The organism is Ruminococcus intestinalis, from assembly GCF_014288065.1.
In the GTDB taxonomy this organism is placed as follows: Bacteria; Bacillota; Clostridia; order Oscillospirales; family Acutalibacteraceae; genus Ruminococcoides; species Ruminococcoides intestinale_A.
This window is the reverse complement of record NZ_JACOPS010000001.1, coordinates 357277-381506: the sequence shown is the minus strand read 5'-3', so window position 1 is coordinate 381506 and position 24230 is coordinate 357277. Positions and strand designations below refer to the sequence as shown.

Genomic DNA, 24230 nt, shown 5'->3' with positions numbered 1-24230 from the left:
GAAAAATTATGATACTAACTACTACAGAAACAATTTCAGGCAGAAACCTGGCCACACTCGGTCTTGTGCAAGGCAACACAATTCAGTCGAAGCATATGTTCAGCGATATGGGACAGAGCTTTAAAACTATGGTTGGCGGCGAGCTTAAATCATACACTGAAATGATGAACAAGGCAAGAGATATTGCCACTCAGCGTATGATTGATATGGCTGCAAGAATGGGTGCGGACGCTATTGTATGCGTTCGTTACACATCAGCTTCTGTTATGCAGCAGGCTGCCGAAGTGCTTGCTTACGGCACAGCAGTTAAATTTATTTAAAACTGTAAAGCCATAACAAAAAAACCTGTACGGCAACTGCTGTACAGGTTTTTACTTTACGCTTTGCTATATTAAATTAAAAAAATTTTGCAATATCCTCAATAGCCTTGCGCTTTGGCATTGCAGGCTCTGCATTGCTGTAGCCTACTCCGATTACGCTTACTACCGCCTCGGTTTCGGGAATATTCAAAACTTCCTTGATTTTTTCGTTATCTCTTATACCCATTACAAGAGTTGAAAGTCCAAGTTCTGTTGCCTTAAGCAAAAGATTCATACTCTGCAAACCGCAGTCGTAAAATCCCCAACCGTTGCCGAGTTCGTTTGTCGGTGTACCGTCCTTTTCGTATCCGGAACGATTAAGCACAATTGCGGTAACAATAAGTGCGGGAGCGTTTGCAACATTTTTCTGATTGTAAGGCGACAATGCATTCTTAACATCTGCAAGTTTTTCGCCTGTTACCACATAGTAGCGTGATACCTGCGAGTTTTTCCATGACGGTGCAAGTTGAGCCGCCGCAATCATCTCTCTTAACTTTTCTGTTTCAACAGGTTTATTTATGTATTCTCTTACGCTTCTGCGAGTTTCCGTTACTTTTGATAATTCCATCATAATACCTCCGATTTCATTTTATTTATAAGGTAATATTAGCACAAAATAAAATTTTTTACAATAAAATTAGCCTAATTTCTGCAATTTTAGCACTTTAAGCACTGTAAATGAAAAGTTTAACTTTTGGTATTATTTTTAATATTATACTAAAGTAAACTTTATCAATTTGAAAGGATGATTTTATGGCAAAAGTAAGCTGTGTTGATATTTCAGAATTTCAGCAAGGCATTAATTTTAACAAAATGAAAAGCGACGGTATAAAAGCTGTCATTATAAGAGCAGGCTACGGCAGAGAATCAAGTCAGAAAGACAGTATGTTTGAAAGTCATTACAAAAACGCAAAAAGCGAAAATATGATGATTGGTGTGTACTGGTACAGTTACGCAGACAGCGTCGGCGATGCAGAAAAAGAGGCAAGGGCTTGCCTTGAATGCATTAATAACAAATCTCTTGATATGCCGATTTATTATGATTTGGAAGATAATTCACAAACTAAACTCGGCAAAGCAAAACTTACAGAAATTGCGGAACGCTTTTGCGAAACGATCAAGAAAAGTAACTACAGAGCAGGTGTATATGCTAATCTGAATTGGTTTAATAATTTTCTCGATTACGATAAATTAAAGAAAAAGTACAGTATCTGGCTTGCACAATATAACTCCGTAAATGAATTAAACTGTGATATATGGCAGAACAGTTCAACAGGCAGAGTAAGCGGTTACGGCAAAAATATTGATACGAACATCATATTTAACGAAAGCGTTTTCAACAGCAAAAAAGAAGACGATAAAGACAAAGGAAAAATAACCAAACCGGATATTTTCTACAGAGTGCGCTGTGACGGTGTTTGGCTGCCCGAAGTAAAAAATCTTGAAGATTACGCAGGTTTAAAAGGCAAAGCAATTACGGATATTGCAATAAAAGTAAGTGAAGGCAAGGTGTGGTATCAGGTTCACACTAAAAGCGGATGGCTGCCGAAAGTCAGCGGATATGACATTGACGATTTAGAAAACGGTTATGCGGGCAACGGCAGTAAAATTGACGCAATCAGAGTGTATTACACCACACCGCAGAGTATTGCCGAAAGTCTTAACAAATATCTTGTTGCAAAATATAAAGTTTCGGCAATAAGCAAAGAATATTTTGACTGGCAGCACGACGACCAAACTTCAAACGGTCAGGACGGCTACGCAGGACTTTTTGGTAACAACATAGACAGAGTTTTATTGGTGCTCGAATAATATATAAGGCGGTGGAAGCATCGCCTTATTTGCTTGAAATAAAAAATTTTGTGCTAAAATATTCATATACCTAAAATATTCATATACAATTACAAATCGGGAAATTAAACTAATAAAAATTGTTATTTGAGGGCAAAACTTTTGTCCTCTTTGCTTTTATATATTTGTCAACTGTAAAAATAAACAAAAATACTTACTTTTATTTGTGCGAATAATTCCTATTTTGATATTGCATACAACAAGATGTTGTGCTATAATAGATTTACTCTACAAGATATATGCTTTTAAAGAATTAAAAGTTACATTATACATTAAAGAGGATTATGAAATTACGAAAGGGAAGGATTTATTATGACAGTAAATGTAAAGGGCGGAAAGCTTAGCAAAAAGGAAATTGAGGCATACACAACACAGCTTAGAGAGGCAAATCCGGATAAATATATCAAGAATGTTGAACTCACAGTTGACGGCGACTATGTTGATGTTAAGTATGACTATGATTCTGTTCCGTTTGAAAGAATCCGCAGAATTACAGGCTACCTTGTAGGTACTGTTGACCGCTTTAACAACGCAAAGCGTGCCGAGGTTGAAGACAGAGTAAAGCACAGCGTACCTTGTACAGAATGTTGCTCTGTTGATGAAATCGCATAATTTTTTTGTTTGATTATCCGATTTTATAATATACCTGTTATTTCTTGTTGACTTTTGTCGATATAACGGTATATAATTAAAACAATAAGTTAATATTTATCTTATCAAGAGCGACTGAGGGAACAGGCCCTGTGAAGTCCGGCAACCTGCATTTGCAAGGTGCCAAATCCTGCGGTATTTACCGAAAGATGAGTCTTAATAGCACCTTTCGGCTGAAAGGTGCTTATTTTTTGCAAAGGAGAATTATAATGGCAAAACATTTTTTCACTTCTGAGTCAGTAACAGAGGGACATCCCGACAAAGTTTGCGACCAGATTTCCGACGCTGTTCTTGACGCTATTCTCGAACAGGATAAAAACGCTCATGTTGCCTGCGAGGTAACCGCTACAACAGGTGTAGTTCATGTTATGGGCGAAATTTCTACAGACTGCTATGTTGACATTGCAGGTATCGCAAGAGAAGTTGTAAATGACATCGGCTATGACAACCAGGCATGCGGTTTTAACGGCAATACTTGCGCTGTACTCACTTCTATTGACCAGCAGAGCCCTGATATTGCAATGGGCGTAAACGAAAGCTACGAGCTTAAAGACGGCGAAAATGACGCTAACAATCAGATTGGTGCCGGCGACCAGGGTATGATGTTCGGCTACGCTTGCAACGAAACCAAAGAGCTTATGCCGCTTGCTATCTCACTTGCTCACAAGCTTGCAAAACAGCTTACAGCGGTAAGAAAAGACGGTACTCTCTCCTACCTTCGTCCTGACGGTAAAACACAGGTAACCGTTGAGTATGAGGGTGACACACCTGTAAGGGTAGACACCGTTGTTGTGTCTACACAGCACGATGAAAATGTTACACTGGAGCAGATCAGAAAAGATATGGTTGAATATGTAGTAAAGCCAATCATTCCTGCCGAGCTTTTAGACGAAAACACAAAATATTTCATCAACCCGACAGGCAGATTTGTAATCGGCGGCCCTGTAGGCGATTCAGGTCTTACAGGCAGAAAGATTATAGTTGATACCTACGGCGGATTTTCTCGTCACGGCGGCGGTGCATTCAGCGGTAAAGACCCGACAAAGGTTGACAGAAGTGCCGCTTACTACGCAAGATACATCGCAAAGAATATTGTTGCCGCAGGTCTTGCCGATAAGTGCGAGGTTCAGCTTGCATATGCAATCGGTGTTGCTAAACCTGTATCAATAATGGTAGATGCTTTCGGTTCATCAAGCTACACAAACGAACAGCTTTCAGACGCTGTGGAAAAGGTATTTGACTGCCGTCCGAATTCTATTATTGAGCAGTTAAAGCTTAAAGAAACAAAGTATCGTCCGCTTGCCGCTTACGGTCATATGGGCAGAGAAGAACTCGGCGTTGCTTGGGAAAAGACAGACAAAGCACAGGCTCTCGTTAAAGCTATTAACGAATAATTATTAAAACAAATACACAAACCGCTCTTCTAAAAAATTCTTAGGAGAGCGGTTTTTATAATTTGTCGGTTCTATCCTTAAGTCAAAAAATTATAAAAGGTTGACCAAACTTTTATAATTATTTAGATTATAAAAGAAAGTTGTAAACAATTGCGAAATTCAAAACAATATATCCGTTACAGATGATTTTAAAATATTTATCTGCGACCTCTTTGCCAAGACTGCGGCAGGTATGCTTGTGAACGGTTTTAAAAACAAAAAAATTCGGTGAAGATAAAGCAATATTAAATATACAGGTAATATTCAATATACAGGTAATATTCAATTCTTTACCTGACATTTTAAGACGAGCACAACAAAAATAAACTTAAAATTGCCCATTGCATATTTTGCAGTGGGCTTTCTGAATTTTATGTGAATTATATTGCTTTTTAAGTGCAAATTTTATAAAATTTAATTATTAATATTGCGAGGTGGGTTATGAATAATCTTATAAACTATTTAAAATGGCGTGGCGATTTAGGTTTTGATATTTCACCTTTAAACGAAGTTGACGCTCTTATATTTTCAGAGCTTGTTTATCTTGATTTTTCGGGATATACAGAAAAATCACAGCTTCCGCTTTCCGACATAAATAAACTTTATTTTAAAGAAAAGCGTGATGTTGTTTTTAAAGATTACTATGTATTTAAAGATTTTTACAACACAGTCGGCAAGGAAATAACCAAGTTATTATCCGAATCAGCTAAAAGCAACAGGTTAAAAAATATATATGTATCGGATTTTGCGGCATATGACTGCGAAGATAATCCAATGCAATTCGGCGCTTGCACTTTTCATTTTGATACAGATAAATTATTTATCGCTTACCGTGGCACAGACAATACGCTCAACGGTTGGAAAGAAGATTGTATGATTGCCATAACCGACAATATTCCCTCACAGCTTAACGCAGCGGCATATCTGAGTATGGTTGCAAACAAATATCCAAACAGCGAAATATACCTCGGAGGTCACTCCAAAGGCGGAAATCTCGCAATCTATTCCGCTGTAAATACTTTTCCTGAAATCAAAGACAGAATAATAGCTGTATATAACAACGACGGTCCGGGTTTTTCAAAGGAATTCATAGAAAGTGAGCAGCACAAAGAAATTGCCGACAGAATCACTACCTTTGTTCCGCAGTCATCATTTGTGGGTATGTTACTTGAGCATGATGAAGATTATATAATAGTAAAAAGCGCAAGTCATTCTTTCTGGCAGCACGATGCTTTCAGCTGGAATGTAGTAGGCACACACTTTGTACACCTTGATGAAGATACCAAGAGTATTAAATTTGCCGAAAAAAATATGAAAGAGCTTATTGACGGACTTACAACCGAACAGAAAAAACAAATCATAGACTCTGTATTTCAAATTATGGCAGAAGGCGGTAAAATCACCTTTGACGACATACGAAAGGCAGGCATAAAAAATATACCGACCATGATTAAAGCATTTAATAAGATAGACAATGAATCTAAAAAGGCTCTTACGGACGGAATTGCATTGCTTGCAAAACTTTCCATTAAAAACGGCTATGAAATAAATAAACCTGAACCTAAAGGTAAACTAAAGAAAAAAGGGCTTGTTTAAGTTATTTTAGTTCTATATACGAATTATAATGCAGTGCTGTACAAATAAATTTAATTGTTTATAAATTAAAGGTCAAATTTAGTCAAATTTCTCTTGACATTTCTAAAAAATGGTATAAAATATAATTAGCACTCAAGGATACAGAGTGCTAACCGAAATAACACATAAACTTTTTAGGAGGATTTATATTATGAGTATTAAACCATTACTTGACAGAGTAGTATTACAGGTTGAAGAAGCCGAAGAAAAAACAAAGAGCGGTATCATTCTTTCATCTGCCGCACAGGAAAAGCCACAGTTTGCAAGAGTAGTTGCAGTAGGCCCCGGCGGTGTTGTAGACGGCAACGAAGTTAAGATGTATGTAAATGTCGGCGACAAAGTAATCGCAAGCAAGTATGCAGGCACAGAAGTTAAGATTGACGGTGAAGAGTACACAATCGTTCGTCAGTCAGATATTCTTGCAACAGTAGAATAATTATTTTTATTTGATATATTTTGGAGGTAATTAATTATGGCTAAACAAATTGCTTATGGTGAAGAAGCAAGAAAATCTCTTATGAGAGGTATTGACCAGCTTGCTGATACAGTTAAAATCACACTCGGCCCTAAGGGCAGAAATGTTGTACTTGACAAAAAGTACGGCGCTCCGCTCATCACAAACGATGGTGTAACAATTGCTAAGGAAATTGAGCTTGACGACCCATTTGAGAATATGGGCGCACAGCTTGTTAAGGAAGTTTCAATCAAAACAAACGATGTTGCAGGTGACGGTACAACAACAGCTACACTTCTTGCTCAGGCTCTTATCAGAGAGGGTATGAAGAATGTAACAGCAGGTGCAAACCCAATGGTTCTTAAGAAAGGTATTGCAGACGCTATCAATGTTGCGGTAAAGGCTGTTTCTGACAACAGCAAGCAGGTTTCAGGTTCTGACGATATTGCAAGAGTTGCTACAGTTTCTTCACAGGATGAGTTCATCGGTAAGCTCATTGCCGAGGCTATGGAAAAGGTTACAACAGACGGTGTTATCACAGTTGAAGAGTCAAAGACAGCCGAAACTTACAGCGAAGTTGTAGAAGGTATGATGTTTGACCGTGGTTACATTGCTCCTTATATGGTAACAGATACAGACAAGATGGTTGCAGAACTTGACAACCCATACATTCTTATTACAGATAAGAAGATTTCAAATACACAGGAAATTCTCCCTATTCTTGAGCAGATTGTTCAGTCAGGCAGAAAACTCCTTATCATTGCCGAAGATGTAGAGGGCGAAGCTCTTACAACTCTCGTACTCAACAAGTTAAGAGGTACATTTACTTGTGTTGCTGTTAAAGCACCGGGCTTTGGCGACAGAAGAAAAGAAATGTTACAGGATATCGCAACACTTACAGGCGGTACAGTAATTACATCAGACTTAGGTCTTGAGCTTAAAGATACAACAATGGATCAGCTTGGTACTGCTCGTCAGGTAAAGGTTGAGAAAGAGAACACAATCATTGTTGACGGTGCAGGCGACAAGGACGCTATTAAGGGCAGAGTTGCACAGATTCGTCAGCAGATTGAAACAACAACATCTGATTTTGACCGTGAAAAACTTCAGGAGCGTCTTGCTAAGCTCGCAGGCGGTGTTGCAGTAATCAAAGTCGGTGCTGCTACCGAAGTTGAAATGAAAGAAAAGAAACTCAGAATCGAAGATGCTCTTGCCGCTACTAAGGCTGCTGTTGAAGAGGGTATCGTAGCAGGCGGCGGTATCGCTTGTATGAACGCTATTCCTGCTGTTTCCGCTTTTGTTGATACACTTGAGGGTGATGCTAAGACAGGCGCTAAGATTGTTCTTAAAGCTCTTGAAGAGCCGCTCCGTCAGATTGCCGCAAATGCAGGTCTTGAGGGTAGCGTAATCTGCGAAAATATCAAGAAAGCTAACAAGGTTGGTTACGGCTTTAACGCTCTTACAGAGGAATATACAGATATGATTGAGGCAGGTATCGTTGACCCGACAAAGGTTACTCGTTCTGCTCTCCAGAACGCATCTTCTGTTGCTGCAATGGTACTAACAACAGAGTCACTCGTTGCAGATATTAAAGAGCCTGCAGCACCTGCTGCACCTGCTGCTCCTGATATGGGCGGTATGTACTAATTTAAAGCTCCTTATAAAATCCCTTAAAAATTCATCTGCCATACCTGATTTGGTATGGCAGATTTTTTATGTTTATAATTAAACATACTTAAACGGTTCTTTATAAAAGTTAGAATAAATACGGTTTAGCGAAACACATAAGCCAAGCAATTATAAAAGTTTGGTCGAACTTTTATAAGATTGTGGGCGTGGGCAAAGCCCACAAATATTTTCCTGTTTTGCTACTTGAACACAATGGCAAAAGTCTATTAAAAAAGTTTTGCAGCTTAAATTTTTCAAACTATTTACTTTTAGGCACAAACAGCTTAGACATATCGACATTTTCAAATTTTAAAAGTTTTTCTTTAATATCAACACCACCCGCATAGCCTGTCAAACTTCCGTTCGTACCTACTACCCTGTGGCACGGAACAATGATTGAAATAGGATTATGTCCCACTGCGCCACCCACAGACCGTGCAGACATCTTCTCTACTCCCCTGTTTTCAGCCATAAGTTTAGCTATTTCACCATATGTCATTATTTTACCATACGGTATAGTCAAAAGTATTTTCCAAACTTCGTTACGAAACGAAGTTGACGATAAAAACAAAGGCGGCGTAAAATTGGGATTTTTGCCGCTAAAATAAATATCAAGCCATTTTGCTGTCTGTTCAAAAACAGGCAGATTTTTTTGCTCATATTCTTTAGTAAGCGTAGAGGCAAAATATTTTTGCCCTTTAAACCATAATCCCGTAAGTTCTTTTCCGTTGCTTGCAAAAGTAATTTTTCCAAGCGGTGAACTGTAATAATTTATGTACTGCATAATTTCTCCCCAAGCCGACAAGTAGGATTTTATTCCCTATTTGTCGGCTATTTGCTTATTTTTTCTATAAATGTAAGGATTCGCCTTTCGTAGCCTTTTTTATCAATATAATGCGACTCGGCATGTTCGGAATCTTTCACTATATAAAGCTCTTTATATGCTTTGCAGTAAGAATAATTTTTCATAGTCATCCAAAGCGGTACAAATTCGTCATTTTCTCCGTGGATAAATAAAACAGGAATATCCGATTTTGCAATTTCCGCAGCGGTATTAACATCTTTATATCCGTATCCGGCACGAATTTTTGACATAATATTTGTAAGATAAATGATAGGGAATCTCGGAAGATGATAATCTCTTTTCAGTACATACTCAAAAATTTCGTCTACGCTTGTAAATCCGCAGTCTGCAATAATGCCACGCACATTTTTTGGCATAATACTGCTTGCCATAAGTACAGTTGCTCCGCCCATAGATATACCGTGCAAAAATATTTTTATATTACTGCCGAAACGATTTACAGTATATTTCACCCAATTGCGCAGATCTAATCTGTCAAGCACTCCAAAGCCTACATATTTGCCCTCACTTTGCCCGTGTGCCCTGTTATCCACAAGAAGTACATTATACCCGTTTAAATAATAAGTACGGGCAAGGCTTGCGAAATCCTTTTTACCGCTGCCTGTAAAGCCGTGAACACAAATAATAATTTTATCGGAAAATTTTTCGTTTTCAAGCAAAGCGCCGTATAATCGCAATCCGTCAAAAGACTTTATATAAACATTAATATATGGCATATTTTCAAGCCATAATCTGCCTGTTTTTGCAATCGGATAATGCCTGTACCAGCTTGCTACGGCATCAATGTCCTTTTGACAACTGCTCTTTTTTTGCCTGTAAATAATCATTTTAAACAGATATTCAGACACAAGCACACTGCAAACAACGAGAAGTAAAACAAACAACAATATTCCCACTAAAATCTCAAACACGGCTATTCCCCATTTCATAAGGCAAGGTTTTTACTGCTCTTAATAGTATATCCGTACCTGTAAGATTTTAGTATAAAATTAAAAGGATGTACCGAAAAAGTACATCCTTTATTGTTATCAAAGTGCGCTGTTGAAGATTTCTTCCGCATTGCTCATCATTTTTCTTACTGTGCTTTGTCCGCATTTTGCAGAAATAAAGTCCAAAGCCTCTGTAAATGTGCGTGGGTCATTATGGGTCAATGAATGTGCATCACTGCCGATAACATCAATATATCCGCCTTTTATAAGTTTTATAAGCTTAAGTTTTGAGAAAAACGACGCTTTTTTGGTATAAGAATTGGTGTTGGTCTGGATAATTACACCCATATCCTTAAGCTCACCGATAATAGACGGATCGTTGATTAAAGCAGGGTATCTTTCAACATGAGTAAGAACAGGAATCATATTGTAATTCTCTGTAAGTTTTACAAAATACTCCATAGTGTGACTTGAAAACTGCGATGTGTAAGCAAACTCGGTAAGTATGTAATTGGAGTTGCCGTAACAAGCGCAGGAAAAGTCATCTCCGTTAAACATATATCGAGTGACATAAACTTCCGCACCAACAACAACTTTCATACCGTCAGGAATATGCGGCATAAGTTTATCAATCGCATGCTGTCTTTGTGCGGCAAAATCCTCTGCACTGATTTCATTTGTATAAAAATGAGGAGTAAGACAAACATTTGTTACGCCTTGTTTTTTTAGTTCATTTAATATAACAAGGCTTTTTTCTACGCTTGGCGCTCCGTCATCAATTCCAGGAAGTATATGCGAGTGCATATCGTACAACTGCATTTTACTCCTCCATTCTGTTAGATATTAAAGTGCCTCACATACGAGGTCGCCCATCTGCTCACAAGTAACCTTGTTTGTACCCTCTTCGTAAATATCCGGTGTACGGTTATTCTCAAGAACCTTGGTAACTGCTGCCTCAATAGCGTCTGCTGCCTTTGGCTGATCAAGTGAATAACGGAGCATCATTGCAACAGAAAGAATTGTTGCAAGCGGGTTTGCGATACCAAGACCTGCAATGTCAGGAGCCGAACCGTGGATTGGCTCGTAAAGACCGCTCTTGCTCTCTGAAAGGCTTGCAGATGCGAGCATACCGATTGAACCGCTGATCATTGACGCCTCATCAGAAAGAATATCGCCAAAGATATTTGAAGTAACAATAACATCGAACTGACCCGGGTTTCTTACAAGCTGCATAGCACAGTTGTCAACATACATATAGTTAAGCTCAACTTCGGGATATTCCTTAGAAATTCTTGTTACTGTTTCTCTCCAAAGTCTTGATGACTCAAGTACATTTGCCTTATCAACGCTTGTGAGCTTTTTATTTCTCTTCATAGCAAGGTCAAAAGCTACTCTTGCAATTCTCTCTACTTCCGGTACGGAATACTGTTCTGTGTCCCATGCGGCAGGCTGACCGTCAACTTCTGTTCTGCCTCTCTTACCAAAGTAAATACCGCCGGTGAGTTCACGAACGATCATAATATCGAGTGAACCGCCGATAATTTCATCTTTAATCGGTGATGCTTTCTTAAGAGGTTCAAAAATAACAGCAGGACGAAGGTTTGCAAAAAGTCCGAGTGCTCCTCTGATTCCGAGAAGACCTGCTTCGGGACGATTATTACCCGGCTGATTATCCCACTTAGGACCGCCTACTGCGCCTAAAAGCACACTGTCTGCTGCCTTACATTTAGCAACTGTTTCATCAGGGAGCGGAACTCCTGTTGCGTCAATAGCACAACCGCCGAGGAGTGCCTCGTCATATTCTACTGTAAAATTAAACTTTTCGCTTGCTTTGTCGAGTACCTTAACAGCCTGGTTTACGATTTCAGGACCGATACCGTCACCTTTTAACAAAACGATTTTGTAGTCTGCCATATTAATATCTCCTTTGAGTTAATATATTTGTCAGTATAGGCATAAATAAATGATTTTATTACACCTTTATATTACATTATTGCACAATCTTTCGCAAAAGATTGTAAACTGCGCTACAATTCGTACTATTTTAAAAATTAATCTTCAATATCCTTTTTTTCAGGAATTACCGAGAATACCTCCATAATCTTATCTCTCTGCCAAAGCTGCGGTGTAATTCTTACGGAGTAGCCGAAACCGTTGTCCATAACCCATTCAAAAGGCTTTGCCTGTGGCATTCCGTACACTGCAAGCAAGGTCATTATAACGCCGCCGTGTGTGACAATAACGCTTTCTGTTGTGCCTGTTTTGATAAGTCCCTCAACAATGCTTTCAAACATTTTGCAGATTCTGCGTGTGAAATCGGCATTACTCTCACCTCTCGGAGGTTTTACCGAGGGGTCACCCGCAAGCCATTTTTGGAAATCTTCATCTTCGTTTAAATCATTTGCGGTTTTTCCCTCCCATTCGCCAAAATTACATTCCGAAAGATTGGCGATGACAAGCGGATTTTGCTCCGGATAAAGAATTTTGCAAGTCTGTGTACAACGCTTTAACGGACTTGTAAACACTGCCTGTGCACCCGGATAACGATATTCGTAATCAAGTTTTCTAAGTTCTGTTTTTCCTTTATCCGAAAGCGGAACATCAGTAGTGCCTATGTACTTGCCCGATAAAGTTTCGTCTATACTTCCGTGGCGAAGAAAGTGAATAATATAAGATTTCATAATTGTAACTCCTATGGTATTTACAAATTGTAATTAATATATTATACTGTTCGTATAAAAGAGGTGCTTTCAATGAACAGTGATTTTCCTATGATAATTTCAATGCTGCGAAGAGAACGCAGATTAAGCCAAAAGCAGGTAGCGGCGGACTTGGGTATTTCCCAGGCGCTGCTCTCTCATTACGAAAAAGGAATAAGAGAATGTGGACTTGATTTTCTCGTAAAAACCGCCGAATATTATGATGTGTCTTGTGATTATTTGCTTGGCAGAACACCGAACAGAAACGGTCAGCAGGCACAGCCTGTCAATATACCCGATGCGGAGATTCCGACAGTTGAGCCGGGTAGCAATATGGTCGCTATGATCAACAAAAAAGTTGTAATGAATACAAGCGCAGTTATTTTCGATATACTCGATAAACTCGGAAACAAAAAGCTGACAAACGCTGTAAGCAACTATCTTATGAATGCCCAGTATCAGGCATTTCGTTCGGTATATTCGTGTGAAGAAAGCAACCCGCAGGATTTATTTACGCTGAACAAAAGCAAGTACAGAAGTCTTTGCAGCGCAGCTATGACGCTCGACCTTGCTATGATTGACGCTATAATCGAAAGTAAGACCGAAAATACATCAATTGCTCTTTCACCCGATTTGCTTTCAAGATATTTTGAAAAAGGTACTGCTTCACTTTTTACATTGGTAAGGAATGCGGAAAAAAGCGTAAAAAGCAAGTTTAAATAAACGGTTCTTAGTAAAAAGTCGGATAATTATGGTTTAGCAAATTGATTTGTAATATAAATTTTAAATTCTTAAATCAAAATGGCTGAGTCAATATACAATTGATTCAGCCATTATTTTTAGCTTTAATATCAGGAAGTTGCTTGAGTTGTAGTCTGCTGTCTGCCCTTACTTACAATAATTATAATGTTAGAACCGCTTTCAAGAGTATCGCCTGCAACATGATTTTTGTAGCCGATAACTCTGTTTTCCGCTACTGTATCACTGTACTGATATTCAGCTGTAGCAAGAAGTCCCGCATCTGCAAGCGACTGCGCAGCCTCATCAATTTTATTACCCTGAATTGCAGGAAGTTCACGCATCTGAGCACCAAGACTGACTGTTACAGAAACTGTAATACCGTCTTCCTGATCTACTTTAGAACCTGCCGGAGGATACTGTTCCATTACAACACCGTCGGCATATTTATCGCTGTAAGCATCATTGTAATCTCTGTAAACCACAACGCTGTCATCGGAAGCCGCAGCCTTTACAACATCTTCGTACTTCATTCCGACATAGTTAGGAACAACAGGACCTGTCCATTCCGTGCTTGATGTAGACGCTGCAGTGGCATCAGTATTACCCGAGAATAATCCTGCAAGCGGATTCTGCATAACCCAAAATACACCGGCAATACCAAGTACAAGAACTGTAATTGCAACAGAAATAGTAACAATGGAAGCATGCGACATACCGTTATTACGGCGTGACTGCTCCTTTGTAATATTCATACTTGCTGTTCTCGAAATTTCGTCCTGAATAGCCTTTGCGGTATGTGCAACGGAAAGTTGAGAACGAAGCTCGTCAAAATCTGTAATTCTGTTCTCACGCTGAACCTGTAAACCGTTTGCAAGTGCAGATACAACATGAGGAGGCAAACTCTTTACAGTAGATGTGCTCATAAGAAGTCTGCTGTCTTTTAAACGCTCAACCGCACTATTTGGAAGATGACCTGTAAGTGCATAGAAAAGTGTAGAACAAAGTCCGTAAATATCCGTAATATCATCAAGCGGAAAATTATCTTCATACTGTTCGGGTGCTGCTGCGCCTGAAAACAATTGAGATTTAAGCGCTGTACCACGCTTACGCTCATTTTCCGTAGCATAGCCTGCCATTCTGATTTTACCCGAAGCAGTAATAAACAGATTTTTAGGCGCTACCGCATAATGACCGACACCACGCTTATGAAGAGCCTCAAGTGCCGAAATTACGGGCATAAAGAGCGGTCTTGCAATATCCCAGTCAAGATGACCGTTGCTGCGCTCAATATATTCTTCAAAAGGAATAAGGTCCTCTTTTTCTTCAATAGCATATGCTGTATTGTTTTCTTCAAAAACATCAACAATATTTGTAAGTGCCGAAAGATCCTTTAATTCTGAAATAATGCGAAAATATGAAATAAACTCATCTCTAAGTTTATTAAAAGCAAGTCTGTCATCGTAATTAACTTTTAATTCCGTCTGTCCTTCATCTCTTGAAAAAAGACCGATCGGTAAAAATTCAGTTACAATTACAACATCGCCCGTCTGCTTGTCAAAAGCAATATAGCGTGTTGATTCACCGTTAGTTTCAAGTCCGGTACCTGTTACATATCTGCCTGCAAGCTCTGTGCCGAAAGGCAGAAAAGGTGCCGACTGAACTTCTGAATTATCAAAATGGCAGTTCGGGCAGATTACACTGCCGTTAAGTTCCTGCATACAACCCATACATAATGACATAAAAATTCAACTCCAAATAGAATAACACAAAACGAAATGATACTAATATATTATATCATAAGGTTATAATTCTTTTCAAGACTAATGAGTGTCATTATAGTTACAATTTTGTTATTACAACCGTTTATATAACAATGACATCTCTTTATAAAACTAAGTGGTGGAGATAATGGGGCTTGAACCCATGACCTTCTGACTGCCAGTCAGACACTCTCCCAACTGAGCTATACCCCCATATTGGTGTTTAAAAATTACCGCATACTATATAATGTTTTTGCAAATTAAATTTAATTTATGAACTGATTAATAATAATTATTGCATTTCCGTAATTTATTTTTACATTTGCTCTGTCAGAAATAAAAATATTTGAAATGCCCATTGCTTCTTCCGCAGTTAAAATAAGATTCTCCGCCGAATACTCGGCACCTATGTAAGATACATTCACACTGTCACAGGCAAAAGGAAAGACTGAAAAAGTTTTTCCTTTATTTCCGTCAAAATTATATTCGCCCATTTTCAAAAAGCGAATAATCTCTTTGTCGGAAACGATTATTCCGCTTGCACCTTTTTTATCAAGATACATAAGAACAGAAATATTTGCAAAGGTATGATCAAATCTTCCGCCTGTTGCGGCAAGGATAACAAAATCATCATATCCACGGGACAGTGCAACCTCTATGCAATGCAAAAGGTCTGTATCATCTTTATGTGAATTGAGCTTGATTACTTCGCAATCATCGGGTAAATTACCGCTGTACGAATCAAAATCACCGACTATAAGGTTAGGCTTTGCACCTGCTTTTTTTGCATATTCATAGCCCTTATCGGCACAAATAAGATAATTGCAGTCCTTAACCTGTTCCGATATAAAATCTATATCCGCTTCAGGCGAGCCCGCAATTATCGTACAACGCATTTTAATTCCCCTTTACTTTTTTAACTGCCACTTTTTAATATCTTTTACCTCATTGTACATAGCGACATAACTGTTGTGACGGGTTTTCTCAATATCTCCGTCAGCAAGTGCCTGCAAAACTCTGCAGCCTTTTTCGCAAGTATGAGAACACGAAGTAAACATACATTCTCCGAGATACTCTTTAAATTCGGGAAAGCAATATTGAAGTTCGTCTTTATCAATAATTTCGTATCTCTGCAAATCAACGGTTGAAAATCCGGGTGTGTCTGCGATATAACAGCCGTCAAGATTAAACAGTTCAACTGCTCTTGTAGTATGTCTGCCTCGTCCGAGTTTATCGCTTATTTCACCTGTTGCAAGGCTTAGGTTAGGAAAAAGCATATTTAACAAGGTTGACTTACCCACACCGCTGTTGCCTGTAAAAGCAGAAGTTTTGCCCATAAGTAAGGCCTTTAATCTCTCTGCTTCATCTGATTTTAGCGGAGAAGTACAAAAAACTTCAAATCCCGCATTTTTGTAAATATCGGCAACCTTTTCACCGCTTTCAATATCATCTTTTGAAATGACGATTACAGGTTGCATATTGCTGTTAATCGCAGCGGCGGTCATTTTATCGATAACCGCATAATTCGGACTTGGCGAAACTGTCGAACAAACGATTACGAGAATATCAATATTAGCAAGCGGCGGTCGCTTTAATTTATTTTTTCTCGGCAGGATTTCGTCAAGAGAGGCAAAGCCCTCTTTCTGAACAGAAATTTTCACCCTGTCGCCAACAAGAGGAGAATTTCCGCTCTTGCGGAAACTTCCTCTTGCTTTACATTCATATATTTGATTGTCGCACTCGACATAGTAAAAACCGCCGAGCACTTTCATCAATAATCCTTCGTTACTGCTCATATCAATTAATACTATGCCTCGGAAGGTTCGGTTGCATCTGTTGGCTGAACCGGTGTGTATGGCGGCTCTGTAACAGGCGGCTCTGTATATGCAGGCTCTGTTGCAACAGGTGCGGTTGTAGGTACCGCATACTCGTGAGTAGCTGTTTGTGATACAACAAGTGTTGAATAATCAATTGAATATTCACGGTAAACCTGACCGTCAAGCTGTACCACAATGTTTGAAGTACCGGAACCAGTAAATTCAAGAGTACAGGTCTTATTGTACTGCGGCACAAGTGTTTTTGAATACTTAGTATCAACAACACCGTCTACAATTACAGTCATCTCAACCGATTCGGTAACATTTGTAGGTAAATCTACATATACATTTACTGTAGCCACATCACCCTTGCCCGAACTTACAGTAAGGGTTACAACAGTACCTTTATCTACCTTACCGTACTGCAACGGTGACTGTGAAAGAACTGTGTCTTTTGCCTCTTTACTTTCGTCATCGTAAACTGTTTCTACAGTAAGACCTGCATCAACAAGTTTTGTTTTAGCCTCTGAAAGTAAAAGTCCGGATACTGACGGAATAGTTACCTTTTCATCTCTCTCGCCGTTTGCAATGTAAATATAAACGGTAGAACCGATATTTGTATGAACACCTGCCTTAGGGAATACTTCTGCAACATATCCCTTAGGAGTTTTAGTGTTTTCAACATAGATTATCTTTGGAACAAGGCTCTTTTCCTCAATAATTGCAGATGCGTCTTTTTCGGAATAATTAAGAACATAAGGAACCGAAGCATTTGTATCTGTTCCGTTTACTTTAAGAGTAATCTGTGAGCCTGATTTTACAAGTTTTGAATCAGCGGCAGGCTCCTGTTCAAGAATTACACCAAGCTCTTTTGAAGCGTCATACTTGCTCTCCACAACAAAGTTAAAATTGTCTTTGTTGTCGGCATTGGCCTCTGCCAAAGTTTTACCGACAAAATTCGGTATTTCAACATCTTTAGCCTGTGAAGTCGAACATCCTCTGAAAATTGCAAGACCTACAAATACGGCAACCACAACTACGGCAGAAATTACAATACCCTTAATTGCGTAATAAGACGGCTTGTGTTCAACCTTCTGTTCCTCTTCTGCGGTTTCGATTTCAGGTTCGGGAGTTTCCTCCGGTTTTGCAACAGCCTTATCAAACTTTGTACTGTTTGTTTTTGTATCTTTAAGTGAAGTAACAAACTTTGTAGGCTGATTATCAACAAATTTTGAATAATCAAATACAATAGACGGATTAAGTCTGAAACGCTCCATATCGTTGAGCATTTCAGCGGCAGAATTATATCTGTCGGCAGGATTCTTTTCCATAGCCTTCATTGTAATCTGCTCAAGTCCGATAGGAATAGTGGGATTAAGCTCTCTCGGGCGCTTAGGAGTTGACTGTAGCTGCATAAGAGCTACTGAAACTGCACTGTCTGCGTCAAAAGGAAGTTTACCTGTGAGCATTTCATAAAGCATAACACCGACCGAGTAGATGTCAGACTTGCCGTCTGTTGCCTCACCTCTCGCCTGCTCCGGTGAAATGTAATGAACCGAACCAATTGCGTGTTCTGTCATTGTGCGTGTAGCTTTGTCGGAAAAACGGGCAATACCAAAGTCTGTAACCTTGATTGTGCCGTCCTGTAAAAGCATAATATTCTGCGGCTTTATGTCACGGTGGACAATGCCATGCTCGTGCGCATGCTGTAAAGCCTTAAGAACCTGACTTGTGAGATACAAAGCCTCTTTCCACTCAATGATACCCTGCTGATCAAAGTATTCTTTAAGTGTAATGCCGTCAATGTATTCCATTACAATATACTGAATCATATCACCGAAGCTGACATCATACACCTTAACAATATTAGGGTGTGAAAGTGTTGCGATAGCCTTTGATTCATTTTTAAAACGACGGATAAATTCCTCGTTATTGAGGTATTCATCTTTTAAAATCTTAATGGCAACTTCACGGTCATCAAGAGTATCGTTACAGCGATATACATTAGCCATACCGCCAACGCCGATAAGCTCATGAATTTCATAACGGCCATCAAGTCTTTTGCCGATATATTTATCCAATTTATTTCACTCTCCGTTTCTCAATAAATAACCGTGGCGGTAATATTATCGGTTCCGCCGCCTTCCTTTGCCTTGTCAACAAGCTTATTAATAAGATCCTCGCCCCTGTTTTCGTGGCAAATTTTAACCATATCGCCTGTTGTAATGCAATTGGAAAGTCCGTCTGTGCATATTAAAAGAACATCACCGTAAATAAAGTTTGCCTCTATATAGTCAAGCCTTACGGACGGTTTTATTCCGAGTGCTCTTGTTATAAAATTCTTATTGGGATGATTCTGTGCCTGTTCATAGGTAAGCTCACCTCTGCGCACCATTTCCTGTACAACAGAGTGATCCTCAGTAAGCTGTTTGATTTTGCCGCCCCTTATTGCATAGGTACGGCTGTCGCCAACATGGACAATATGAACCGTGGTATCCTTTACAAAAACAAACTCGCAGGTTGTACCCATTCCCGTAAGTTCGGGATCTTTCAAAGAAAGTTCATATATTTTCATATTTGCGTTTACAACAATTTCTGCTATAAGCTCGCCGATTTGTTCTTTGGTCATATCGTCCTTGTATAAATCGGTTATTTTGGAGCTTATGTATTCCACAGCTGTTGCACTCGCTATGTTGCCGCCGTTGGCACCTCCCATTCCGTCACAGACTACTGCCCAAGCACAGCTGGGAGAAATAACTCCGAAGCGGCAATCGTCCTGATTTTGTGAACGAACTAAGCCAATGTCACTTTTGCTAAAGACTTCCAAGTTATTTTCCTCCTTCGTTAGTATGATTTCGTCTGAGCTGACCGCAGGAAGCGTTAATGTCACTTCCAAGGGTTCTCCTGACTGTCGCCGCAATATGTTTTCGACCAAGTATATTTACAAAGGCCTGTTGCCTTTCCATACTGCTCTTTTTGTATCCTGTTCCGTCAACGGTGTTTACCGGAATGAGATTCACATGACAGTTCATATCGGCAAGTCTGTCCGCAAGCTCGTAAGCGTCCCTGTCAAAATCATTTACACCGCTTATCATAGAGTATTCAAAAGTAACCCGTCTGCCTGTAATATCAAAATAATCTTTACAAGCCTTTAAGAGTTCATCCATAGAATATCGCTTAGCGATAGGCATAGTCTTTTGCCTTACGGTATCGTTAGGTGCGTGTAATGACACGGAAAGTGTAATGCCGAAGTGCAGCTTTGCAAGCTCATAAATTTTAGGTACAATACCGCAAGTGGAAATTGTGATGTGACGCATACCGATATTAAGACCGTTGTCATCGGATACAAGTCTTAAGAACTTTACCACATTTTCAAAATTGTCGAGCGGTTCGCCCATTCCCATAAGAACAATATTCGATATTCTGATATTCAAATCTTTTTGTGCGGATTCAATCTGATTGAGCATTTCGGACGGAGTCAAACTCCTTGAAAAACCGCTTTTGCCGGTTGCACAAAAAGTACAGCCCATTTTGCAGCCCACTTGTGTGGAAATGCAAATTGAGTATCCGTGTTTATAATTCATAACAACGGACTCTACACATTCACCGTCATTGAACGAAAAAAGATACTTTACTGTCTTATCATACCTTGAAATTAGTTTTTTTTCAATATTTGCAACAGAAATGTAACAACTTCTTTTTAAAAAGTCCTTGATTTTCAAAGGAATATTCAGCATTTCATCAAAAGAAGTGACATTTTTGTTAAGCCATTGGTATATTTGTTTTGCTCTGAACTTTTCAAAACCGTTCTCGGTTACAAAGTCGGTAAGCTCATTTAGGTCAAGTGATTTAATATCAATTAAGCTCAAAAGATTACCTCCTTGTAAGTACGGCTATGTAAAAACCGTCGCCGTCAAAAGTGTGCGGCATAAGTGTTATTTCATACGGCTTTTCGTCAAATGCTCTTTTAAGTTCAGGAGGCAGTTCAAGTTCAACTCCCTCAAAATCATTGTGCTCGGCAAGAAATTTTGCTGTATTTTTATTGTTTTCCTGCGGATTCAGCGTACAGGTCGAATATACAAGTTTTCCGCCTTTTTTTAGATATTTTGCGCTTTCGCAAAGTATTTTATACTGAATATCAGCAAGGTCTGTATCTACAAGGTCATCTTTATAGCGAATTTCGGGCTTTCTTGAAAGCACTCCGAGTCCGCTGCACGGCACATCACAAAGTATTCTGTCTGCCGACGGCAATTCCTTATCGGCAGACGCACCGTCACGCAGGCAGGTTTCAATAATATTGATACCCAGCCTTTTTGCGCCTTTTTCTATAAGTTTCAGCTTATGCTTGTACATATCGCAAGCCGTTATTTTTCCGCTGTTTTGCATATACTCGGCGATTGTAAAAGTTTTGCCGCCCGGTGCCGAACAAATATCAAGCACGGTCTGTCCTTTTTCGGCAGAAAGAAAGTATGCGCAAAGCTGGGACGACAAATCTTGAATATGCAGTAAACCGCCTTTGTAGGCTTTCAATCTTTCGATTGAACCCGTATCGGCTATTTTTACCGCATTACTCGGAAAATCAACTTTTTCTGCCTTTACCTTATCATCGGCAAGCACACTTATAAGTTCGTCTGTATTTGTTTTCAGCGTATTAACTCTTGCGTAAATATTCGGTCTGCCGCTAAGATTTTCTAAAATCCCCCTTGCGTTATCCTCGCCGTAGGAATTTATCCATAATTTAACAAGCATTTGCGGGCAGGAATATTTTACCGAGTAATACTCTGCCTTATTGTTTGAATCGGGATATTTTATTTTACAATTATCTCTCGCAAAACTGCGCAAAATTGCATTTATAAAACCGGAGGATTTCTGCAGTTTTTGCTGTTTGGCAAGTTTTACACTTTCGTTAACAGCGGCACTTTCGGGAATTTTATCCATAAAAGCCATTTGCAAAAGTCCGAGGCGGAGAATAATTTTTGTCTTTAACTCAATTTTCCTTAACGGAATTTTAGAGTATTGTTTAATGATGTAATCAAGAGTGATTTTACGCTCAAGCACACCGTAAACAAGCGCAGATGTAAAAGCCGCATCAAGCGGCGAAAGCGCACTTTCCTTTACTGCGTTATTGAGTGCTATATTGGAATATGCTCCGTCCTGTTCAATTTTTAATAATACTTTAAATGCAGTTTTGCGTGAATTAGCCATTTAAAAATCTCTTTTCTTATCTTCTTCTGTTATTCGCTATTATAAGCAATCTTAAAAGCTGTAAAATTGCCGTAAGAGCAGATGCAACATAGGTCATAGCGGCTGCCTGCAAAGTGCGTTTCGCACCCGTGTATTCTTCACCATAAAGCAAATTTCCGTTTTTGATAGTTTCAAGCGCTCTTTTAGAAGCGTTAAACTCAACGGGAAGAGTTGCAATTGTAAAAAGTACTGAAAATCCGAATAAAGCTATACCGATATACAACATAACAAAACCGATTTTTGCGGAAAAGCAAAGTCCCAATATAATCAAAAACCAACTTAATTTTGAACCGATATTCGCCATCGGAAGAATTGCCGAACGAATTTTATTCGGTAAATAATTCTGTGCGTGCTGAACAGCGTGACCTGCCTCATGACAAGCAACGCCTACGGCTGCTACGGTATTTGCATTATAAACACTGTCTGAAAGTCTGATTACATTAGTTCTCGGGTCAAAGTGGTCAGTAAGATTTCCCGCTACCCTTTCAATACGCACTCCGTAGACGCCGTTTTGTCTTAAAACAAATTCGGCAGCTTGTGCGCCTGTCATATTTCTTGAATTTCTCATTTGAGAATATTTTGAAAAAGTTGATGAAACATTAATTTGACATATAAGTGAAATAATTACGCAAGGAAGAATAAACACAACATATGTCCAGTCAAAACCATAAAACATAAAAATTCTCCTTTATATACCTATATCAGTTAAAGCTGTCACCGATATTTAATTTATGACCTGCAAGAAAAGCCGCTGACGGCATACGCTTTTTGCCCTCAGGCTGCAACTCTATAATTTCGACCGAACCGCTGCCGCAAGCAACAATCAACGGCTTTATGCTGATTATCGTGCCCGCTTTTCCGCTTTTTTCGCATACTTTTGTAGAATAAATTTTCAGTTTTTTTCCGTTAAGTTCGGCAGTCGCAATCGGCCAGGGATTAAGTCCACGGACTTTATTGTGCACTTCTTCGGCTGATTTTGTAAAATCAATCGGGCAAAACGACTTGTCAATCTTTGAAGTATGCGTAGCCTTGCTTTCATCCTGTTTTACAGGCTTAATTTCTCCGTTCTCAAGCATTTCAAGAGTTTTAATAATTAACTCTCCGCCGAGTATACTAAGTCTGTCAAAAAGCTCTCCGGATGTTTCATTTTCGCCGATTTTTGTTTCAATTACTGTCAATATATCGCCTGTGTCAAGTCCCTCTGCCATTTGCATAGCTGTCACACCTGTTACTTTGTCGCCGTTAAGAACCGACTGCTGAATAGGTGACGCGCCTCTGTATTTCGGCAAAAGTGAGCCGTGGATATTAATACAGCCGTATTTTGCGCTTTCAAGCACTGCCTTCGGTAAAAGTTTACCGTAGGCCGCAACTACGATTACATCGGGATTATATTTTTTTATTATTTCAAGAGGTTCTTCCGATTTAAAGGTTGTCGGCTGATATACGGGAATGTTAAGTTCCTGCGCACATACCTTTACATCAGGAGGAGTAAGCACCATTTTTCTGCCCTTTGGCTTGTCAGGTTGTGTAAACACAGCCTGCACCGTATGCTTGCTTTCGTATAATTTTTTGAGTGCAGGCACCGCAAAATCAGGAGTACCCATATAAATTATATTCATAATTAACCCTCAAATCAGCCAAACATTTCTTCGTATTCTTCAGGAGTAAGCATCTTGCTTGCTTTCTGTTTAAAAAGAATACCTTCAAGATGGTCAAGCTCATGACAAAAAGCTCTTGCAAGCAATTCCTCACCGTCAATCGTAAATTCATTGCCGTGTCTGTCAAAAGCCTTCACTTTAACATAGTTAGGACGCTTTGTAATACCCCATTCACCCGGGCAAGAAAGACAGCCCTCAAGACCCTCCTGCTCGCCGCTTGATTCAATTATAACAGGGTTTACAAGCTCGATAACCTGATTTTGTTCTTTACTTACATCAATAACAACAACTCTGCGGATAATGCCAACCTGCGGTGCGGCAAGACCTACGCCGCCCGAGTCGTGCAAGGTTTCTGTCATATCATCTATAAGCTGTGCGAGTCTGTCATCAAATTTAACAACCTCACGGCAGTGCTTTGTGAGAACGCTGTCGCCCTCTTTTACAATTTGCCTAATAGCCATATTCA

24 protein-coding genes, 1 tRNA gene and 1 riboswitch are annotated in these 24230 nt (G+C 39.3%); of the genes, 8 read left to right on the top strand and 17 right to left on the bottom strand.

The window, feature by feature from the left end; all coding sequences use genetic code 11:
• The first annotated feature begins 8 nt into the window (after positions 1–8).
• Positions 9–320 (top strand): YbjQ family protein, encoded by a 312-nt coding sequence (locus H8R91_RS01885; protein WP_022235488.1) that lies wholly within the window; start codon positions 9–11, stop codon positions 318–320.
• 76 nt (positions 321–396) lie between these two features.
• Here the strand turns inward: H8R91_RS01885 and H8R91_RS01880 are convergent, their stop codons facing one another.
• Complete coding sequence (locus H8R91_RS01880; RefSeq protein ID WP_366476975.1) at positions 397–930, bottom strand: nitroreductase family protein; 534 nt, start codon at positions 928–930, stop codon at positions 397–399.
• Positions 931–1112: 182 nt separating this feature from the next.
• Between H8R91_RS01880 and H8R91_RS01875 the strand changes: the two genes are divergently transcribed.
• The 6 genes from H8R91_RS01875 (at position 1113) to groL (ending at position 8030) form a co-directional block, all read left to right on the top strand.
• Complete coding sequence (locus H8R91_RS01875; RefSeq protein WP_186934641.1) at positions 1113–2171, top strand: glycoside hydrolase family 25 protein; 1059 nt, start codon at positions 1113–1115, stop codon at positions 2169–2171.
• Positions 2172–2522: 351 nt separating this feature from the next.
• Positions 2523–2822 (top strand): anaerobic ribonucleoside-triphosphate reductase, encoded by a 300-nt coding sequence (nrdD, locus tag H8R91_RS01870; RefSeq protein WP_022235485.1) that lies wholly within the window; start codon positions 2523–2525, stop codon positions 2820–2822.
• A gap of 98 nt (positions 2823–2920) precedes the next feature.
• Positions 2921–3017: riboswitch (SAM riboswitch) on the top strand.
• Positions 3018–3070: 53 nt separating this feature from the next.
• Entirely contained in the window at positions 3071–4255 is a 1185-nt protein-coding gene (gene metK, locus H8R91_RS01865) for a methionine adenosyltransferase (RefSeq protein ID WP_186934640.1), read from the top strand.
• A 480-nt stretch (positions 4256–4735) separates the two neighbouring features.
• The gene (locus tag H8R91_RS01855) at positions 4736–5890 is read left to right on the top strand and encodes an Mbeg1-like protein (RefSeq protein ID WP_186934639.1); all 1155 of its coding nucleotides are present in this window, start codon (positions 4736–4738) and stop codon (positions 5888–5890) included.
• 190 nt (positions 5891–6080) lie between these two features.
• Entirely contained in the window at positions 6081–6365 is a 285-nt protein-coding gene (locus H8R91_RS01850) for a co-chaperone GroES (RefSeq protein ID WP_022235482.1), read from the top strand.
• Between the two features lie 36 nt (positions 6366–6401).
• Complete coding sequence (groL, locus tag H8R91_RS01845; protein ID WP_186934638.1) at positions 6402–8030, top strand: chaperonin GroEL; 1629 nt, start codon at positions 6402–6404, stop codon at positions 8028–8030.
• A gap of 280 nt (positions 8031–8310) precedes the next feature.
• Here the strand turns inward: groL and H8R91_RS01840 are convergent, their stop codons facing one another.
• The 5 genes from H8R91_RS01840 to H8R91_RS01820 all read right to left on the bottom strand — a co-directional run bounded on the left by H8R91_RS01840 (position 8311) and on the right by H8R91_RS01820 (position 12526).
• Positions 8311–8835 carry a methylated-DNA--[protein]-cysteine S-methyltransferase gene (locus H8R91_RS01840; RefSeq protein WP_186934637.1) on the bottom strand — a complete coding sequence of 175 codons (525 nt, stop codon included), beginning with the start codon at positions 8833–8835 and terminating at the stop codon, positions 8311–8313.
• 47 nt (positions 8836–8882) lie between these two features.
• The gene (locus H8R91_RS01835) at positions 8883–9845 is read right to left on the bottom strand and encodes an alpha/beta hydrolase (protein ID WP_186934636.1); all 963 of its coding nucleotides are present in this window, start codon (positions 9843–9845) and stop codon (positions 8883–8885) included.
• A gap of 99 nt (positions 9846–9944) precedes the next feature.
• Entirely contained in the window at positions 9945–10664 is a 720-nt protein-coding gene (locus H8R91_RS01830) for a CpsB/CapC family capsule biosynthesis tyrosine phosphatase (protein ID WP_186934635.1), read from the bottom strand.
• A 24-nt stretch (positions 10665–10688) separates the two neighbouring features.
• A complete protein-coding gene (leuB, locus tag H8R91_RS01825; RefSeq protein ID WP_186934634.1) occupies positions 10689–11759 on the bottom strand; it encodes a 3-isopropylmalate dehydrogenase in 1071 nt (356 codons plus the stop codon).
• Between the two features lie 137 nt (positions 11760–11896).
• Positions 11897–12526 carry a histidine phosphatase family protein gene (locus H8R91_RS01820; RefSeq protein ID WP_186934633.1) on the bottom strand — a complete coding sequence of 210 codons (630 nt, stop codon included), beginning with the start codon at positions 12524–12526 and terminating at the stop codon, positions 11897–11899.
• A gap of 72 nt (positions 12527–12598) precedes the next feature.
• Between H8R91_RS01820 and H8R91_RS01815 the strand changes: the two genes are divergently transcribed.
• Positions 12599–13267 carry a helix-turn-helix domain-containing protein gene (locus H8R91_RS01815; RefSeq protein WP_178586146.1) on the top strand — a complete coding sequence of 223 codons (669 nt, stop codon included), beginning with the start codon at positions 12599–12601 and terminating at the stop codon, positions 13265–13267.
• A 128-nt stretch (positions 13268–13395) separates the two neighbouring features.
• Here the strand turns inward: H8R91_RS01815 and H8R91_RS01810 are convergent, their stop codons facing one another.
• The 11 genes from H8R91_RS01810 to def form a co-directional block, all read right to left on the bottom strand.
• The gene (locus tag H8R91_RS01810; RefSeq protein WP_186934632.1) at positions 13396–15024 is read right to left on the bottom strand and encodes a PASTA domain-containing protein; all 1629 of its coding nucleotides are present in this window, start codon (positions 15022–15024) and stop codon (positions 13396–13398) included.
• Between the two features lie 158 nt (positions 15025–15182).
• Positions 15183–15258 (bottom strand) — tRNA-Ala (locus tag H8R91_RS01805).
• Between the two features lie 53 nt (positions 15259–15311).
• A complete protein-coding gene (locus H8R91_RS01800; protein ID WP_022235473.1) occupies positions 15312–15941 on the bottom strand; it encodes a thiamine diphosphokinase in 630 nt (209 codons plus the stop codon).
• A 12-nt stretch (positions 15942–15953) separates the two neighbouring features.
• Positions 15954–16841: a ribosome small subunit-dependent GTPase A gene (gene rsgA, locus H8R91_RS01795; RefSeq protein ID WP_186934631.1), complete on the bottom strand. Its 888-nt coding sequence runs from the start codon at positions 16839–16841 to the stop codon at positions 15954–15956.
• Positions 16842–16852: 11 nt separating this feature from the next.
• Complete coding sequence (gene pknB, locus H8R91_RS01790; protein ID WP_186934630.1) at positions 16853–18943, bottom strand: Stk1 family PASTA domain-containing Ser/Thr kinase; 2091 nt, start codon at positions 18941–18943, stop codon at positions 16853–16855.
• Positions 18944–18963: 20 nt separating this feature from the next.
• Positions 18964–19689: a Stp1/IreP family PP2C-type Ser/Thr phosphatase gene (locus H8R91_RS01785; RefSeq protein WP_022235470.1), complete on the bottom strand. Its 726-nt coding sequence runs from the start codon at positions 19687–19689 to the stop codon at positions 18964–18966.
• A gap of 1 nt (position 19690) precedes the next feature.
• Positions 19691–20731: a dual-specificity RNA methyltransferase RlmN gene (gene rlmN / locus H8R91_RS01780; protein WP_186934629.1), complete on the bottom strand. Its 1041-nt coding sequence runs from the start codon at positions 20729–20731 to the stop codon at positions 19691–19693.
• 4 nt (positions 20732–20735) lie between these two features.
• Positions 20736–22067 carry a 16S rRNA (cytosine(967)-C(5))-methyltransferase RsmB gene (gene rsmB / locus H8R91_RS01775; RefSeq protein ID WP_186934628.1) on the bottom strand — a complete coding sequence of 444 codons (1332 nt, stop codon included), beginning with the start codon at positions 22065–22067 and terminating at the stop codon, positions 20736–20738.
• 16 nt (positions 22068–22083) lie between these two features.
• The gene (locus tag H8R91_RS01770) at positions 22084–22782 is read right to left on the bottom strand and encodes a zinc metallopeptidase (RefSeq protein WP_022235467.1); all 699 of its coding nucleotides are present in this window, start codon (positions 22780–22782) and stop codon (positions 22084–22086) included.
• Between the two features lie 25 nt (positions 22783–22807).
• Positions 22808–23725 (bottom strand): methionyl-tRNA formyltransferase, encoded by a 918-nt coding sequence (gene fmt, locus H8R91_RS01765; protein ID WP_186934627.1) that lies wholly within the window; start codon positions 23723–23725, stop codon positions 22808–22810.
• Between the two features lie 14 nt (positions 23726–23739).
• The gene (gene def / locus H8R91_RS01760) at positions 23740–24225 is read right to left on the bottom strand and encodes a peptide deformylase (RefSeq protein ID WP_186934626.1); all 486 of its coding nucleotides are present in this window, start codon (positions 24223–24225) and stop codon (positions 23740–23742) included.
• Between the last annotated feature and the right edge of the window lie 5 nt (positions 24226–24230).

Bases quoted from the DNA above. Each gene is read 5' to 3' on its own strand.
- H8R91_RS01770 (WP_022235467.1), bottom strand. From the start codon at position 22,782: ATGTTTTATGGTTTTGACTGGACATATGTTGTGTTTATTCTTCCTTGC.
- leuB (WP_186934634.1), bottom strand. From the start codon at position 11,759: ATGGCAGACTACAAAATCGTTTTGTTAAAAGGTGACGGTATCGGTCCT.
- H8R91_RS01850 (WP_022235482.1), top strand. From the start codon at position 6,081: ATGAGTATTAAACCATTACTTGACAGAGTAGTATTACAGGTTGAAGAA.
- groL (WP_186934638.1), top strand. From the start codon at position 6,402: ATGGCTAAACAAATTGCTTATGGTGAAGAAGCAAGAAAATCTCTTATG.
- H8R91_RS01800 (WP_022235473.1), bottom strand. From the start codon at position 15,941: ATGCGTTGTACGATAATTGCGGGCTCGCCTGAAGCGGATATAGATTTT.
- H8R91_RS01875 (WP_186934641.1), top strand. From the start codon at position 1,113: ATGGCAAAAGTAAGCTGTGTTGATATTTCAGAATTTCAGCAAGGCATT.
- H8R91_RS01820 (WP_186934633.1), bottom strand. From the start codon at position 12,526: ATGAAATCTTATATTATTCACTTTCTTCGCCACGGAAGTATAGACGAA.
- metK (WP_186934640.1), top strand. From the start codon at position 3,071: ATGGCAAAACATTTTTTCACTTCTGAGTCAGTAACAGAGGGACATCCC.
- H8R91_RS01810 (WP_186934632.1), bottom strand. From the start codon at position 15,024: ATGTCATTATGTATGGGTTGTATGCAGGAACTTAACGGCAGTGTAATC.
- H8R91_RS01880 (WP_366476975.1), bottom strand. From the start codon at position 930: ATGATGGAATTATCAAAAGTAACGGAAACTCGCAGAAGCGTAAGAGAA.
- rsgA (WP_186934631.1), bottom strand. From the start codon at position 16,841: ATGAGCAGTAACGAAGGATTATTGATGAAAGTGCTCGGCGGTTTTTAC.
- def (WP_186934626.1), bottom strand. From the start codon at position 24,225: ATGGCTATTAGGCAAATTGTAAAAGAGGGCGACAGCGTTCTCACAAAG.
- H8R91_RS01835 (WP_186934636.1), bottom strand. From the start codon at position 9,845: ATGAAATGGGGAATAGCCGTGTTTGAGATTTTAGTGGGAATATTGTTG.
- nrdD (WP_022235485.1), top strand. From the start codon at position 2,523: ATGACAGTAAATGTAAAGGGCGGAAAGCTTAGCAAAAAGGAAATTGAG.
- fmt (WP_186934627.1), bottom strand. From the start codon at position 23,725: ATGAATATAATTTATATGGGTACTCCTGATTTTGCGGTGCCTGCACTC.
- H8R91_RS01840 (WP_186934637.1), bottom strand. From the start codon at position 8,835: ATGCAGTACATAAATTATTACAGTTCACCGCTTGGAAAAATTACTTTT.
- rsmB (WP_186934628.1), bottom strand. From the start codon at position 22,067: ATGGCTAATTCACGCAAAACTGCATTTAAAGTATTATTAAAAATTGAA.
- H8R91_RS01830 (WP_186934635.1), bottom strand. From the start codon at position 10,664: ATGCAGTTGTACGATATGCACTCGCATATACTTCCTGGAATTGATGAC.
- H8R91_RS01855 (WP_186934639.1), top strand. From the start codon at position 4,736: ATGAATAATCTTATAAACTATTTAAAATGGCGTGGCGATTTAGGTTTT.
- H8R91_RS01815 (WP_178586146.1), top strand. From the start codon at position 12,599: ATGAACAGTGATTTTCCTATGATAATTTCAATGCTGCGAAGAGAACGC.
- H8R91_RS01885 (WP_022235488.1), top strand. From the start codon at position 9: ATGATACTAACTACTACAGAAACAATTTCAGGCAGAAACCTGGCCACA.